This window comes from Geomicrobium sp. JCM 19055, assembly GCF_000698185.1.
In the GTDB taxonomy this organism is placed as follows: Bacteria; Bacillota; Bacilli; order Bacillales; family Marinococcaceae; genus Geomicrobium_A; species Geomicrobium_A sediminis.
In genome coordinates this window covers 28,696-41,954 of the sequence record NZ_BAXL01000014.1, presented here as the reverse complement: position 1 = coordinate 41,954, position 13,259 = coordinate 28,696, and the positions used below count along the sequence as shown (strand labels likewise).

Genomic DNA, 13,259 nt, shown 5'->3' with positions numbered 1-13,259 from the left:
AATGAAGATAAGAAGCATGTTTGAAAAGGTAGATGATGTCATCGCATCCGTTGCTCTAAGTTTAATCATCGTTATTATTGCTTCTAATGTCTTCTTTCGTTTTGTATTATCTCAACCGTTAACCTGGAGCGAAGAGATTTCACTTGCGTTGTTCGTGTGGCTCACGTTTATCGGCATCAGTGCAGTCATGAAGCGAAATGAACATGTAGGCATTGATTATTTTATTAGAAAGTTGCCAAAGAAATGGTTTCACTTTATTCAGTGGATTCGTTGGTTTGTTCTTACTTTAGTGACGTCTGTAGTGTTTATCTATTGGGGATTTTTACTAATGATTAATACGCATTGGAAAGTAACGCCTGTACTCGGCATTGATTTTAAGTTCATTTATGTAGCCATTCCATTAGGTGGTGTGCTCGCGCTGTATCACCTATTCAAGGTCGCTATAAAACGTGATAAATCTTGGTTTGTGCAAGAGGAAGGGGCTGTCCAAGATGACGATTCTTCTCATCGTTAGTCTCATTCTTTTGTTGATTGTATTAAATGTACCCGTAGCGTATGCGATGCTCGGAGGTTCACTACTTTACTTTTTAACGAACGACAGTTTTATGAATGAAACATTAACCAACGAATGATTAGTGGGGTTGAGTCATTTCCATTGCTAGGTATTGTGTTCTTTATTACCGCGGGCGTCCTTATGAATTATACAGGCATCACACGCCGAATGTTAACCTTTGCAAAACTTGTTACGGGCCATCTTACTGGTGGACTCGCGAAAGTCAACGTCACTATGAGTGTATTAACTGGTGGCTTATCTGGATCCAATGTTGCTGACGCTGCTATGCAATCCAAAATCCTCGTTCCTGAAATGGTGAAAAAGGGTTATGCCCCAGGATTTTCTGCAGCATTAACAGCGACAAGTTCATTAATTACTCCGATTTTACCACCAGGAATTGCCTTAATCCTGTATGGATATGTTGGTAATGTCTCAATTGGTGATTTGTTTATTGCGGGGATTATTCCAGGATTATTACTCGCAGTCTTTCTATTAATTTATGTACACTTTGCTGCAAAAAAAAGCGTGGGTTTGAGCAAGTAAAGGAAGAGCGACCAAAGGGTACAGATGTACTAGTTGCTTCTAAAGATGCACTGCTCGCTTTGCTTTTGCCAATTATAATTATTGGCGGTATTCGTTTAGGCGCTTTCAGTCCAACTGAGGCGGGAGCAATAGCTGTTGTGTACGCATTAATTATAGGCTTTTTTATATATCGTGAAATGACCTTCAAAGATTTATGGCTCGCGTTAAAAGAATCGATACAAATCATTGCTACAGTCATGATTATTATCGCTGCAGGGACCGCATTCGGCTGGATTTTGACGTTAGAACAAGTGCCTCAAGCGCTAACATCAACCATTACTGGACTAATTAATCACCCGATTTTGTTTTTACTTATTATCTTTGTCTTTTTACTTATAGTAGGGATGTTCATTGAAGGAAACGTAATGCTCATCATCTTAACGCCAATTTTTATACCGATGCTTGAGACGTATGGAATTGACCCTGTTCATTTCGGAATATTCTTTATCCTTTGTTTGAGTATTGGTACGATTACGCCTCCAATTGGAACCATCATGTTTACAACAGCAGCGATTACGAAAGTGAAAATTGAAGTGTTTATTAAGGAAGTAATCCCGTTTTGTCCTACTCATAGTTCTAACACTCGTTATCATTTTTATCCCAGCAATTTCACTATGGTTGCCAGAATTACTTTCTTAAATTTAAAAAAGGAGTGATAAAAAATGAGAATTATACGTTTTAGGGATAGAGAGATCGTTCATGTAGCCGTTGTAGATGGTGAAGCGATTAAAATCGCACCCTATGATACGGTGCGTCAGTTGTTAGACATGAGTGGCGGTTCATCTGCTTGGATTCGTAATAAAATGCGAAGTTGGGAAGAGGTTCATGTTGCACTTGATCAATTAAATTTACTCGTTCCGTTTGAGCTTTCAGAAGTTTGGGCAGCGGGTGTTACGTATCAACGCAGTCGTGAGGCGCGTAACTATGAAGCGACAGGTGAAGTAGGGAATCAGACAACATTTTACGATAAAGTGTACGACGCGAAGCGCCCAGAAATTTTCTTTAAGGCAACGCCACTTAGAACGGTTGGTCCTGGTGAAGCTGTCGCATTGCGAACAGACAGTACGTGGCAAATTCCAGAACCGGAGCTTGGACTCGTTATGAATCGCGAAGGTTCACTGATTGGCTATACGATTGGAAACGATATGAGTTGCCGTGACATAGAAGGAGAAAATCCACTGTATCTACCGCAAGCAAAAGTGTGGAAACGTTCATGTGCAATCGGACCAACCTTACTTCTAGCAGATAGCATTACTGATATTAGCGACTTTACTATTCATTGCCAAATCACACGCAATAGCAACGTATTATTCAATGATTCCGCAAGTCTTAAACAATTAAAACGAACACCTGAAGAACTGATTTCTTACCTATTACAAGACAATGAAATTGAAGATTTTACTGTTCTTTTAACGGGGACATGTGTCGTTCCGGATAATGATTTCACACTTCAAGAAGAGGATCAAATTGACATTGAAATTACGAACATTGGAACGTTATCAAACAAGGTAAATAGCCATCAACGAACAAACAAGGAGCTGGTTTGAGATGACACAAATGAAAACGAGAACAACGTTCCAAAGTATAAACCCTGCGAGACCAACTGAAGTTGTTGGGCACGTAGAAGACCAATCATTGGAAGAAATTGCGGAAATTGTTGCACGTGCAAAGCGCGCTCAACTTAGATGGTCCAAGTTGCCTTCACCAGAGCGGGGAATGTATTTGCATCGAGCGGCTGATCAACTGCAACTCCAATTAGAAGATATTTCCATTACGATGACAAAAGAAATGGGGAAAACGTTAGCAGAAGCAAAAGGTGAAACTGCACGTGGTGTCGCAATTTTACGCTACTTTGCTGGTGAAGGAATGCGAGAGATCGGTCAGGTGATTCCGTCAACCGATGCGGATGCAGTAATGTATACGACCCGTTGTCCACTCGGTGTGATCGGAGCAATCACACCTTGGAACTTCCCAGTTGCTATCCCACTTTGGAAGATCGCTCCTGCACTTGCCTATGGAAATACAGTGATCTTAAAACCAGCCGAAGAGACCTCTGTTACTGCACAAAAAGTCATCGCTTGTTTTCAAGAGGCGCAATTTCCAGAAGGTGTCGTAAACCTTGCAACTGGCCAAGGATCAGAAATTGGGAAAGCACTTGTCGAACATCCTCATGTTTCTGCCATTACATTTACAGGCTCGAATCTAGTCGGAAAACAGATCGGTCACTCAGCACTTGAGCGTGGTGCAAAATACCAGCTTGAGATGGGCGGCAAGAACCCTGTGATCGTAACGAAGAATGCAGATTTGGATGTTGCTGTTGAAGCAACCATTAGCGGTGGCCTCAAATCAACCGGTCAAAAATGTACAGCGACAAGTCGCGTTATTGTGGAAGAAGATGTGTATGATGATTTCAAAGAAAAGCTTCTTAATGCAGTAGAAAAGATAACCGTAGGCGATGGCTTAAAAGCAAATACATGGATGGGACCACTTGCAACGAAAGCGCAATTTCAAAACGTACTAGAAGCAATCGATAAAGGAAAAAAAGAAGGTGCCACATTACTTACAGGTGGAAACCGAGTTTCTTCATTAGATGGTTATTTTGTTGAACCGACCGTTTTTGAAACTGTCGATCATTCGATGTCGCTTGCTCAAGAGGAGATTTTTGGACCTGTTTTAGCACTCTTTCGCGTAGCTGGTATAAAAGAGGCAATTGAGCTCGCAAATGATTCAATTTATGGGTTAAGTGCTTCCATTTTTACGACAAACATCCAAGAAATGTTAACGTTCACAAGCGATATGCAAGCGGGATTAATTCGAGTCAACGCTGAAAGCGCTGGCGTTGAGCTACAAGCCCCGTTTGGAGGCATGAAAAACTCGAGTTCACATTCGAGGGAACAAGGTCGTGCTGCGATTGAATTTTTTACATCTGTGAAAACGGTTTTCGTGAAAGGGTGAAGACGATGCGGACACACGTCATAATGAGACCCATTGATAACGTCGCTACAGCGATTACTACGTTAAATGCTTCTGACACTGTTTTAGTTGATGGTTTCGATGATGTCACGATTCTTTCTGTAGATGGTATTGAATTTGGACATAAGTTTGCGATCGTCGAAATTAAAGAAGGTACAGATATTATAAAGTACGGAGAAATTATCGGAGTCGCTTCATGTGACATTCAAGCAGGTGAGCATGTGCATGTTCATAACGTTGATGGAAAACGAGGAAGGGGAGATGTAAACGATGGATTACAAACTAAGCGGATACAAAAGAACTGATGGGACAGTTGGAATACGCAATCACGTATTGATTTTGCCTACGATTGTATGCGCCACTCAAGCGGCAATGAATGTGACAAAACTCGTAGATGGTACAGTATCTGTTGTCCACCAACACGGGTGTGCGCAAGTAGGGGTAGACTATGAACAAACGTTTCGAACGTATGTAGGTATGGGGCTGAACCCGAACGTGTATGGTGTTGTTGTGATGGGGCTTGGCTGTGAAACACATCAAGGACGAAGCGTAGCCGAGGAGATTGCAAAACGAACAGACAAACCGGTTGAACTCGTGTCGATTCAAGATCATAGTGGAACGTTACAAGCAACTGCTGAAGCGGCAAAGATCGCCACACGAATGGTTCAAGATGCATCCATGATTGAGCGAGAGCCCATTCGTTTTTCTGATTTAATTGTCGGAACAGAGTGTGGAGGCTCTGATGCATGTTCCGGACTTTCTGCTAATCCAGCAGTTGGGTATGTGAGTGATCGAATTGCACAAAGTGGAGGAACGTCGATCTTAGCAGAAACGACGGAGTTAATTGGTGCCGAGCATTTACTTGCTGAACGTGCAAAAGATGATCATGTCGCAAAACGCGTATATGAAGTCATTGAAGCAATGGAAAACCGAGCATTCAGTATGGGTGTTGATATTCGTACAGGTAACCCGAGTCCTGGTAATCGAAAAGGAGGACTCACAACTCTGGAAGAAAAGTCACTCGGAGCAGCTGCAAAAGCGGGGTCTTCTCGTCTTAATGAGTTGGTGAGTTACGCAGAACGTCCATCTGAGAAAGGTTTAGTTTGGATGGATACACCTGGGCATGATATAGAACAACTTACTGGCATGACGGCAGGAGGAGCGCAACTTGTATTATTTACAAGTGGTAGAGGCACACCTACGGGCTCGCCAATTGCACCGGTGATCAAAATTTCTACAAATTCATCCATGTTTGAAACGATGAATGATAACATGGATGTGAATACAGGAACGATCATTGAAGGCAAAGAAACAATCGAAGAAGCGGGTGAGAGGCTGATGCAAGAAATTGCAACCGTTGCATCAGGAAAACGTACGAAAGCGGAGATCTTCAAGCAACATGATTTTGGAATTTGGCGTATCGGTCCGACTTTTTAATCGTAAATGAAATGAGCATCTCCTTTAAGAAGGGATGCTCATTTCTTCGTTAACGTTGCGTAGCAAGCGACCGGCTAATCGGTACGAATAATCCAGTAAATGTGATGAAAGCAAAGAGTAGAAAGCTCGTCGCATACGACGATTGAACAATCAATTCGCCTGCAACTGCGGAACCGATGGATTGCCCGATTCCAAGAGAGAGAAATGCAAGACTTACACCAACCGCAGCTACTGAAAAAAAGCCGCGTAGACCAGACAACTAAAATGCCGGTAATTAAAATGTACGTAATGCCAAAACCAATGGCTGAACTATAGATCGCAAGCGTTGACGGTAATGCTAAGATCGCGATTGAAAGTGACAATATTAGAACCGTGAGTCGGTAGATGAATGCAAGGCCGAGTTTTTCAATAAACATGCCTCCAACCCCACCAACGACTCCAAATGCGCCCATTGTGATCCAAAACAGTATACTCTCGTTATTTGTCATCTGATGATCGGCAATTAAGAAACTACGAGAAAAGGTCCAATAAATTGCTGTACCTAAGCCGATAATGATCGATGCGATGATTAAGTGTCTCGCTTTATTCAGCGTTGACCATTGAAATAATGACTGCGTTGAAGCTTTACTTGTAGTCGCTGTTCCAGGAATGCTCGATGTGTTCCAAAGTAGTACAGTGAAAGCAAGGATTGCAAACAGGAAAAACGCAAAACGCCACTGTTCTGTAAATAAAAGTGCAACCGGACCAGATAAGATTAGCCCGAAGCTCGTACCGCTATTAATCCATGTATTCGCGCGATCTTTTAATGCGCCAGTAAATGCCGTCGTCGCTACTTGGCTAAACGCAGGTGAAGCAAGGCCACTACCGACCCCTGCGACAAACGTACTCATGAGTAATACGTATATGTTATAGGAAAGCGCGATCCCTAGTAAACCAACCACTGCACTCATCCCTGCGAGTTGAATGACTCGTAGCTGTCCGAACTTCTTTATGAATGGTGAAGAGAATACGAGCGCGAGAGTATAGGAAACGTATGCTGCTGAACTCGCAATGCCCGCTTGACTTTCAGTAATTCCGATTGAAGACGTGATGTTTGGCAAAAACAAACCAAAGCTAAAACGAGCAAAGGCATAAACGACAGCAATCATCGCAATACCAGGTAAAATAATTTTCATTATGCAAACTCCTCTATATAGAACGATCATTCTATTTGGTGGGTGTAAAAAGAGTAAGTTAACGTAAAGAGTCGTTAACTTACTCTCCGATTGTAGTTGTTACCATTGATTGAAGTTGGGTTGCGACTTCATCGACATCTACGACTTCTGCTAAAGAAGTCGCACCTTCGAGTAATAGCACGAGGCGCATGGCGTCTTCATGATTGAAATTCTCTTTTTTGACAAAAGCAAGTAACGCTTCTTTATGAGCGACCACATACGTGTTAATTGGATGGGCTGGGTCCGAATACTCTTCTTTTGCTCGCAAAAACATGCAACCGTTCTGACGTGACGATTGCAACCATTCACTATGTGCTTGTGCTATGGAAAGTGCTTGATTGTCTGACGTTTTGACGTGAGAGCGTAATAAATCGAAGTAGCGTTCTTCACGTTGTTTTAACACTTCCAAAACGAGATCTTCTTTTGATTCAAAGTGATTGTACATCGTCATTAACGCAACATTTGCTTCTGTAACGATTCGCTTTAGACCAATCGCATGAATTCCGTAGTTATAAAACAATGACTCCGCGTGATCGACTAAGTCTTGTTTCTTCTTGCTCATCGTATCGCCTCCTAATAAATAGAACGATCATTATATTTTTAACATATGTCGTTATAAAACACAACCAGCAAGTAACGCTTGTTGCTTAAGAACGACTCTGTTTTATAGAAAGAGTGGTGAGGAGCGATTCGACATTTGATAATTGGTTTTATCGTATTGTTGTTCTTATCTGCATGTAGTGCGAACAATGAGAAAGAAATACCCGAAATTACTTCTGAGACGATCAGTACATTACCAGAAGAAATGCCAGAGGATTTTGATTTTTCATTGTGGTATGGCATTACGGGGGCGAATGAAATCAATACGTTTGAAGGGACGTATACGAAGGACCTTGCCGAAGGCGGAGACGTGACAACAGAGTTGCAATTAACGAACGAAGAAATGAAGATGATTTATAATCAAATGAGAAGCGTTGATGTGCTGAACACCGCTCGCTACGCCTGTAAAACGACATGTGTTGAGCCGTACGACGAGAATCATTTAACGATGACGGTAAATGGCGAAGTCATTGAAAGAGATTGGATTCATGCAATGTGTGGGGAACCAGAAGAACAACTGGCAGAATTTGTTGAAATGATCCACTTAGACATGATTGATCCAAAAAGCGAATATCAAGACTTACCCGAACCAACAGGCGGGTATGACTAAGTCAAAACCCTATCAAACTTTCACACAGTAAAGCAGTGGGGGACTGTCCCCACAAGGTTTATTGTGATAAAGTGAACCTAGATTATGATAATTAATAGTGAAGGGGTACGTGTTTGTGAATGCATTCGGGGTCATTGTTAGCGTATTGTTGCTCGTGTTTATCATAGCGAGTGGGTGGAAAAGTTTCAAAAGTAAGAAATCGTTTAGTGAGCAACAAGAACTCATTGAGAGAGCCCATCTATATCGGTACTTTCACATGAATGAAGCTGCAATGAATGAGTTGTTAAATGATAATCCAACCGCTCCAAAAGTCGTTATTGATGGTAAAACGTATTATCCATTAACGAAGTTTCAAAAATGGTACGCAACGAATACTAAGTAAACGATTATGAAAAATGGAGGTGATTCGTTGAAATCTATTCTAGTGTACTTTGTATGTATGGCTTTCATCATCCACGTCGTCATGGATTCTTTTAATGGCGCTTATTGGCTACATAGAGTCGTAAACCTTGGATTCTTATTTGTAATGGCTTCCTTTATTCATCTCATAGACACGGAGATTAAAGAGCGACGTAGCAATAGAAAAAGACCGCTTAGTGACGCATAAGCTTCTTATTAAATTAATTATTTAAAAAATTACAATTAACCAAAAATACATGATAAAATAACTATAGTGCTAGGAGGACCGAAAAAGGGGATGGTCTATGAACGTAAATGCTTTACATTTATTGGGGACTGTTAATTGTGAATTATCTAAGATCGTGAGTTGGCGGGCAATATCCGCTTTGCACTTCGTACAGCGAGTACGTTTCGTAAAGACCGCTTCCATTTCCACGATCTTGAGCATTTATTTGCTTTTGTTTATCGTCACGTCAATCAAGTAACCTATTTCGAACAGATCGTTGATGATATTATCACCCAAGTTGAAGACGGACATTTTGATAGTTATTATGTTTTGCGTAATGAATTGACGAATAGTCAAGAATGCCGAAAGGTAAAGTATTTCAGTTCGGAAGTCGTACGAAATCAAAACGAACAGGATGTGCATATTTATTTTCCTGCTCATTCTAAGCGGCAAGCCATTGGTTTTTAACGATTTTATCTTGAAACAATTCGTGGTGATCTCTTGAAAAAGAAAAAGGATTTCTGTCAGTATGTTTTTGTTAGAGGAAGCTTACTCGTAGTTTTCGGAAGTGTGATCATCTTTCAAAGTGGACGGTTTGGCACGTTTTTAGGTGATTATTGGTTACGATTTCAAGCGGGTGGTTCTGCCCCAAGCGCAGACTATGTCTTTGTGACGGAGAACTTTGTGCGTTCCATAGCGAATGTTGGCGTTGTTCTATTTACAATCGGTTTACTCTCATTGTTTGCCACACTCATCTTTCAAAAGTATCAAGCAGATGCGTGATCGTATAATAACTTGTATTAAAGGGTGTTCGAATGGAGATTTTATCAGAAGGAATGGAAATGGGATCCATACTATATTCATTGTTTGCATTTTTGATCGTAATTGCTCTCATTCTAGGAGTTATTGTGCTCATTGTTTTACTTATAAAAGCGCTGAAGAAAAGCTAAACCATTCCGGTTTAGCTTAACGCTTGCTCAATCGCCTCGTAACTCCAACGTTCCAAATGCTTTGCTCGCTCAAGATCGTTTGCAATGCCATCAACCGCTTTAATCTTACCTTTATAATAATAACCACCGTTTACGACATCATCTCGCAATGCGAGGGAAACACTCGTTCTTGCACCTTTTTCTGCGCTCAGGAAAAATGGACGTAACATCCGGTGAATCCCTTCACCAAATCCGCTGCTACGATCCACACCGAGAGAGGTACTAACTGCACCAGGGTGAACCGCCATAACGTTTATGTGGGAATGCTTCAGTCGCTCACTTAGTGCGTGAACGTACCAAAGGTTAGCTAATTTAGACCTGCCATAAGCTTTGGCGATCGAGAATTCTTCGGTTAAATTCACATTACTCTCATCGAAATCTCCCCATTTGTACGCCCCTGATGACAAGACAATTATTCGCCCGCGGTGACTACGTTGTATAAGTGGCAACAACTGCTCGGTTAAATAAAAGTGACCAAGATGATTGACGCCAAGCATTTTCTCGAATCCTTGTGCAGTTACTTCATTCTTTAATGTAACAACACCAGCATTGTTAATTAGGATATCAAGAGAATTAAATCTTTTCTTAAATTCTTCAACAAACTCATGAAGTTGTTTAAATCGTTCAAATCGCATTTTAGCACCGTAAAGTTGCCATAAGGAACGTGCGCTAGCAATTCTTGTTTTGCAATGTGGCCTCTTCGTTCATTTCGACACGCAAGTACAACGTTTGCTTCTTTTGACGCTAACGCTTTTGCTGTAGCTTTGCCGATGCCTGAATTGGCACCAGTGACAATGACTGTTTGACTTCGCATCATTCTCCTCCTTTTGTAATCACTAACGAACTATTCCCTTATTCGTCCATTCTCGAAACAACGGTTGCGATTTACGTGATGGCTACCTTATGATGAAAGAAGTAGCATTTTGGGAGGCATGAACTTCATGTTAGAAAAAGCAAGACAACTATTACATAGTTACTTCGGTTACGAAACGTTCCGACCTGGGCAAGAGAAGATTCTTACTCATGTGTTACAAGGTCAAGATGTTATGGGAATCATGCCTACAGGTGGCGGGAAATCCATTTGCTATCAGCTACCGTCATTGATGAATGACGGAATTACAATTGTTATTTCTCCATTAATTTCTCTTATGAAAGACCAAGTCGATGAACTCCAAGAAAATGGAATTCGCGCAACATATATTAACAGCACGCTTTCTCATGAAGAGACGAATGCAAGAATACAACGATTGTACGCAGGAGAGTATCGATTACTCTATGTGGCACCTGAACGTCTCCTTAGTTCAACATTCCAACAGATGATTCAATATACAAAAGTCGATGTGATTGCAGTGGACGAGGCCCATTGTCTTTCGCAATGGGGACATGATTTTAGACCGAGTTACTTAGACATTCCGACGTTTATTCATCGGTTTGAAGAGCGACCGGTAGTACTTGCTTTGACGGCGACGGCGACTCCTGAAGTGGCTGAAGACGTTTGTGAGTTACTGTCCATTCCATCAGAGCGCTTAATAAAAACGGGATTCGCTCGTGAGAATCTTATTTTTTCTGTTCTTAAAGGACAAGACACCGATCGATTTATCGTTGATTATATAAAGCAGAACAAAGAAGAGTCAGGAATTATTTATACTAGTACCCGCAAGGAAGCTGAACGCATTCAGAACATGCTACAAAAGAAATTCATCTCTGCTGGCATTTATCATGGTGGGATGTCGAGTGAAGAACGCGCGCGTCATCAAGAAGACTTCGTTTACGATGAAGTAAGTGTAATTGTCGCTACAAATGCCTTTGGTATGGGAATTAACAAAAGTAACGTCCGTTACATTATCCATGCGCAAATGCCAAGGACGATGGAAGCTTACTACCAAGAAGCTGGACGAGCAGGCCGAGATGGTGAGATGAGTGAGTGCATTTTATTGTTCTCCTCTCAAGACATTCAAGTACAACAATTCCTTCTTGAACAAACGCAATACAGTGAAGAACGTAAAAAAAGCAGAGTTTCAGAAATTGAGATCGATGGTTAATTACTGTCACACCGAGCAATGTCTCGAGCGTTATATTCTTGATTACTTTGGTGATGAACAGGCGACAGAATGTGGTCGCTGCTTGCATTGCAAAGACGATCGACAAGTCGTTGATGTGACTCGCGACGGACAAATGGTACTCTCTTGTGTGAGACGAATGAGAGAACGCTACGGGAAAACGGTCGTCGCCCAAGTGTTAACGGGGTCTGCAAATCAGAAAATCCGAGACTTTAAGCTGGATCGAATTACGACGTACGGAATTATGAAAGATAAGAAGCAAAAAGATGTGGTTGCGTTTATCGACTTTTTAATTGCCCATCGTTATTTATCAAGCGGGGATGGACAGTTTCCTGTCGTTGCATTAACGGATTTATCGGCTGCGGTTCTACGAGGTGAAGAAAAGATCCTTAAAAAAAGAAACGGTCCTTACAGAAAGAACCGTTTCAAATGATGATCCGTTGTTCCAGCAACTGCGCCAGATCCGTACGCAATTAGCGAAAGAACATGAAGTTGCGCCTTACATGGTCTTCTCAGACCAAACGTTACGAGAAATGAGTTCTCATAAGCCTGAAACGAAGCAACAAATGCTTCAAGTCAAAGGTGTCGGTGAACACAAGTACGACGTATATGGTGAAGCGTTCCTGCATGTACTACGTGCTGAAGCTAACGGTGGGAGTAATGAACAAACTCCGGTGCTTTAAACTCTTCTTGAACAAATTGCTCATAGTACTCTTTATAGATTGGATAAAGGTTTTGCAGTCGTTCTAGGTGCTTTGCGATGCCGATTTTTTCAAACCCAATGAGTGAAGGTGCTTGGTCCAAGTTCTTGCGACGGTAAAACAGCTCTTGATAATGAATATTTGTTGTCGGCACGCCGTCATCAATGAGTTGTTTTAGCCTTTGTTCGCGTTTGAAAATGATGTTCATGTATGCTTCGAGTTGCTCTTCGTATTCTTTTCTCGTAAAGACCCCTTTATGATGAAGGGTGATAAAATGCTCTGCATTGACTGCAAGCGTCTTCTCCGCCGATTCAAGCATTTCATCGATGTTAGAGTCGGCGTTGTTGTACCAAGGGCCAAATGACGTAAGGTCATAGTCCCCGACAACAATAACCCCTTCATCAGGAAAGTAAGGACAGCAAAAGCTCTCACAGTGACCTGGTGTGTGAATCATTTCTACTCGTGTACCAGATACGTTGAACGTTTCATCGTAAGGGTACACGTGCTTTTGACGGTCGATGATTTTTTTCAAACCGTTTTACATCAGGCGTTTCAATCATCGCTTCAATTCCTGAAGCCCCGTAGATCGCATAATTACCGCCCGTTTTCATTAATTCTTCAATTGATACCATTTTTTTTATGATCCAACCAGTTCACTTTTACATTCGCATCTTTAAAGTATGGAATGCCCCACGTATGGTCGATATGAAAGTGTGTAAGTAAAATGTCTTCCACTTCATACTGTTCATTTATGTATTGGAATGCTCGTTTTCCTGCTCCAGCATCGATAAGTGTTGCTCTCTTTTGATCATCGATCACTGCAACCGTCGTTGAAAAGGGCACTCGGCTGCCGTTTTCACCTGGTATGACTTCAATTGATCCAATTTTCAACGTATTGATTGTTCCATCTCCGGT

The 13,259-nt window shown here is 41.5% G+C and carries 21 protein-coding genes and 1 pseudogene; 16 read left to right on the top strand and 6 right to left on the bottom strand.

Annotation, left to right across the window (positions count from 1 at the left end; all coding sequences use genetic code 11):
• Position 1: 1 nt before the first annotated feature.
• From JCM19055_RS13035 to JCM19055_RS13010, 8 genes are read left to right on the top strand one after another with little or no spacing between them, the layout of a single operon-like run.
• Positions 2–514 carry a TRAP transporter small permease gene (locus JCM19055_RS13035; RefSeq protein WP_042360035.1) on the top strand — a complete coding sequence of 171 codons (513 nt, stop codon included), beginning with the start codon at positions 2–4 and terminating at the stop codon, positions 512–514.
• Positions 492–632, top strand: a complete 141-nt coding sequence (locus JCM19055_RS29710; RefSeq protein ID WP_265182134.1) for a hypothetical protein — start codon at positions 492–494, stop codon at positions 630–632. Before JCM19055_RS13035 ends, JCM19055_RS29710 begins: the two co-directional genes overlap by 23 nt.
• Positions 629–1,096, top strand: a complete 468-nt coding sequence (locus JCM19055_RS29705; RefSeq protein WP_265182133.1) for a TRAP transporter large permease subunit — start codon at positions 629–631, stop codon at positions 1,094–1,096. The genes JCM19055_RS29710 and JCM19055_RS29705 overlap by 4 nt, the downstream gene beginning before the upstream one ends.
• Positions 1,024–1,791 carry a TRAP transporter large permease subunit gene (locus tag JCM19055_RS29700; protein WP_370543146.1) on the top strand — a complete coding sequence of 256 codons (768 nt, stop codon included), beginning with the start codon at positions 1,024–1,026 and terminating at the stop codon, positions 1,789–1,791. Before JCM19055_RS29705 ends, JCM19055_RS29700 begins: the two co-directional genes overlap by 73 nt.
• 6 nt (positions 1,792–1,797) lie before the next feature.
• Positions 1,798–2,682 (top strand): fumarylacetoacetate hydrolase family protein, encoded by an 885-nt coding sequence (locus JCM19055_RS13025; RefSeq protein ID WP_042360034.1) that lies wholly within the window; start codon positions 1,798–1,800, stop codon positions 2,680–2,682.
• Between the two features lies 1 nt (position 2,683).
• The gene (gene gucD / locus JCM19055_RS13020; protein WP_042360033.1) at positions 2,684–4,090 is read left to right on the top strand and encodes an alpha-ketoglutaric semialdehyde dehydrogenase GucD; all 1,407 of its coding nucleotides are present in this window, start codon (positions 2,684–2,686) and stop codon (positions 4,088–4,090) included.
• A 5-nt stretch (positions 4,091–4,095) separates the two neighbouring features.
• On the top strand, positions 4,096–4,413 hold the full coding sequence (locus tag JCM19055_RS13015) for a UxaA family hydrolase (protein ID WP_042360032.1): 318 nt from the start codon (positions 4,096–4,098) through the stop codon (positions 4,411–4,413).
• Positions 4,379–5,545, top strand: a complete 1,167-nt coding sequence (locus tag JCM19055_RS13010) for a UxaA family hydrolase (protein WP_042360031.1) — start codon at positions 4,379–4,381, stop codon at positions 5,543–5,545. The genes JCM19055_RS13015 and JCM19055_RS13010 overlap by 35 nt, the downstream gene beginning before the upstream one ends.
• 74 nt (positions 5,546–5,619) lie before the next feature.
• Here JCM19055_RS13010 and JCM19055_RS13005 read toward each other — a convergent pair whose 3' ends face one another.
• Positions 5,620–6,720, bottom strand: a complete 1,101-nt coding sequence (locus JCM19055_RS13005) for an MFS transporter (protein ID WP_265182132.1) — start codon at positions 6,718–6,720, stop codon at positions 5,620–5,622.
• A 79-nt stretch (positions 6,721–6,799) separates the two neighbouring features.
• The gene (locus tag JCM19055_RS13000; RefSeq protein WP_042360030.1) at positions 6,800–7,321 is read right to left on the bottom strand and encodes a TetR/AcrR family transcriptional regulator; all 522 of its coding nucleotides are present in this window, start codon (positions 7,319–7,321) and stop codon (positions 6,800–6,802) included.
• A 135-nt stretch (positions 7,322–7,456) separates the two neighbouring features.
• On the opposite strand from JCM19055_RS13000, the gene JCM19055_RS12995 reads away from it, so the two are divergent.
• The 5 genes from JCM19055_RS12995 (at position 7,457) to JCM19055_RS29695 (ending at position 9,544) form a co-directional block, all read left to right on the top strand.
• On the top strand, positions 7,457–7,969 hold the full coding sequence (locus JCM19055_RS12995) for a hypothetical protein (RefSeq protein ID WP_042360029.1): 513 nt from the start codon (positions 7,457–7,459) through the stop codon (positions 7,967–7,969).
• Positions 7,970–8,084: 115 nt separating this feature from the next.
• Positions 8,085–8,351 carry a hypothetical protein gene (locus tag JCM19055_RS12990; RefSeq protein WP_052366310.1) on the top strand — a complete coding sequence of 89 codons (267 nt, stop codon included), beginning with the start codon at positions 8,085–8,087 and terminating at the stop codon, positions 8,349–8,351.
• A gap of 384 nt (positions 8,352–8,735) precedes the next feature.
• A complete protein-coding gene (locus JCM19055_RS12980; RefSeq protein ID WP_042360027.1) occupies positions 8,736–9,062 on the top strand; it encodes a hypothetical protein in 327 nt (108 codons plus the stop codon).
• Between the two features lie 33 nt (positions 9,063–9,095).
• A complete protein-coding gene (locus tag JCM19055_RS12975; RefSeq protein WP_042360026.1) occupies positions 9,096–9,377 on the top strand; it encodes a hypothetical protein in 282 nt (93 codons plus the stop codon).
• A 32-nt stretch (positions 9,378–9,409) separates the two neighbouring features.
• On the top strand, positions 9,410–9,544 hold the full coding sequence (locus tag JCM19055_RS29695; RefSeq protein WP_265182131.1) for a hypothetical protein: 135 nt from the start codon (positions 9,410–9,412) through the stop codon (positions 9,542–9,544).
• Between the two features lie 11 nt (positions 9,545–9,555).
• Here the strand turns inward: JCM19055_RS29695 and JCM19055_RS23970 are convergent.
• A pseudogene (locus tag JCM19055_RS23970) lies at positions 9,556–10,397 on the bottom strand (SDR family oxidoreductase).
• A 118-nt stretch (positions 10,398–10,515) separates the two neighbouring features.
• Between JCM19055_RS23970 and JCM19055_RS31855 the strand changes: the two are divergent.
• From JCM19055_RS31855 to JCM19055_RS31845, 3 genes are read left to right on the top strand one after another with little or no spacing between them, the layout of a single operon-like run.
• Positions 10,516–11,625 (top strand): ATP-dependent DNA helicase RecQ, encoded by a 1,110-nt coding sequence (locus JCM19055_RS31855; RefSeq protein WP_370543132.1) that lies wholly within the window; start codon positions 10,516–10,518, stop codon positions 11,623–11,625.
• Positions 11,576–12,076: an RQC domain-containing protein gene (locus tag JCM19055_RS31850; protein WP_370543131.1), complete on the top strand. Its 501-nt coding sequence runs from the start codon at positions 11,576–11,578 to the stop codon at positions 12,074–12,076. Before JCM19055_RS31855 ends, JCM19055_RS31850 begins: the two co-directional genes overlap by 50 nt.
• Entirely contained in the window at positions 12,018–12,326 is a 309-nt protein-coding gene (locus JCM19055_RS31845; RefSeq protein WP_370543130.1) for an HRDC domain-containing protein, read from the top strand. Before JCM19055_RS31850 ends, JCM19055_RS31845 begins: the two co-directional genes overlap by 59 nt.
• Here JCM19055_RS31845 and JCM19055_RS12960 read toward each other — a convergent pair.
• Genes JCM19055_RS12960 through JCM19055_RS12955 form a run of 3 tightly spaced genes read right to left on the bottom strand, consistent with a single transcriptional unit; the run spans position 12,289 to position 13,235 of the window.
• The gene (locus tag JCM19055_RS12960; RefSeq protein ID WP_152549877.1) at positions 12,289–12,876 is read right to left on the bottom strand and encodes an MBL fold metallo-hydrolase; all 588 of its coding nucleotides are present in this window, start codon (positions 12,874–12,876) and stop codon (positions 12,289–12,291) included. The two genes, JCM19055_RS31845 and JCM19055_RS12960, sit on opposite strands and share 38 nt — an antisense overlap.
• The gene (locus JCM19055_RS27425) at positions 12,830–12,976 is read right to left on the bottom strand and encodes a hypothetical protein (protein WP_193745427.1); all 147 of its coding nucleotides are present in this window, start codon (positions 12,974–12,976) and stop codon (positions 12,830–12,832) included. Before JCM19055_RS27425 ends, JCM19055_RS12960 begins: the two co-directional genes overlap by 47 nt.
• Complete coding sequence (locus JCM19055_RS12955) at positions 12,963–13,235, bottom strand: MBL fold metallo-hydrolase (protein WP_042360025.1); 273 nt, start codon at positions 13,233–13,235, stop codon at positions 12,963–12,965. The genes JCM19055_RS27425 and JCM19055_RS12955 overlap by 14 nt, the downstream gene beginning before the upstream one ends.
• Between the last annotated feature and the right edge of the window lie 24 nt (positions 13,236–13,259).

Bases quoted from the DNA above. Each gene is read 5' to 3' on its own strand.
- gucD (WP_042360033.1), top strand. From the start codon at position 2,684: ATGACACAAATGAAAACGAGAACAACGTTCCAAAGTATAAACCCTGCG.
- JCM19055_RS13035 (WP_042360035.1), top strand. From the start codon at position 2: ATGAAGATAAGAAGCATGTTTGAAAAGGTAGATGATGTCATCGCATCC.
- JCM19055_RS29710 (WP_265182134.1), top strand. From the start codon at position 492: ATGACGATTCTTCTCATCGTTAGTCTCATTCTTTTGTTGATTGTATTA.
- JCM19055_RS13005 (WP_265182132.1), bottom strand. From the start codon at position 6,720: ATGAAAATTATTTTACCTGGTATTGCGATGATTGCTGTCGTTTATGCC.
- JCM19055_RS13000 (WP_042360030.1), bottom strand. From the start codon at position 7,321: ATGAGCAAGAAGAAACAAGACTTAGTCGATCACGCGGAGTCATTGTTT.
- JCM19055_RS27425 (WP_193745427.1), bottom strand. From the start codon at position 12,976: ATGGTATCAATTGAAGAATTAATGAAAACGGGCGGTAATTATGCGATC.
- JCM19055_RS13015 (WP_042360032.1), top strand. From the start codon at position 4,096: ATGCGGACACACGTCATAATGAGACCCATTGATAACGTCGCTACAGCG.
- JCM19055_RS13025 (WP_042360034.1), top strand. From the start codon at position 1,798: ATGAGAATTATACGTTTTAGGGATAGAGAGATCGTTCATGTAGCCGTT.
- JCM19055_RS31855 (WP_370543132.1), top strand. From the start codon at position 10,516: ATGAACTTCATGTTAGAAAAAGCAAGACAACTATTACATAGTTACTTC.
- JCM19055_RS13010 (WP_042360031.1), top strand. From the start codon at position 4,379: ATGGATTACAAACTAAGCGGATACAAAAGAACTGATGGGACAGTTGGA.
- JCM19055_RS29705 (WP_265182133.1), top strand. From the start codon at position 629: ATGATTAGTGGGGTTGAGTCATTTCCATTGCTAGGTATTGTGTTCTTT.
- JCM19055_RS29695 (WP_265182131.1), top strand. From the start codon at position 9,410: ATGGAGATTTTATCAGAAGGAATGGAAATGGGATCCATACTATATTCA.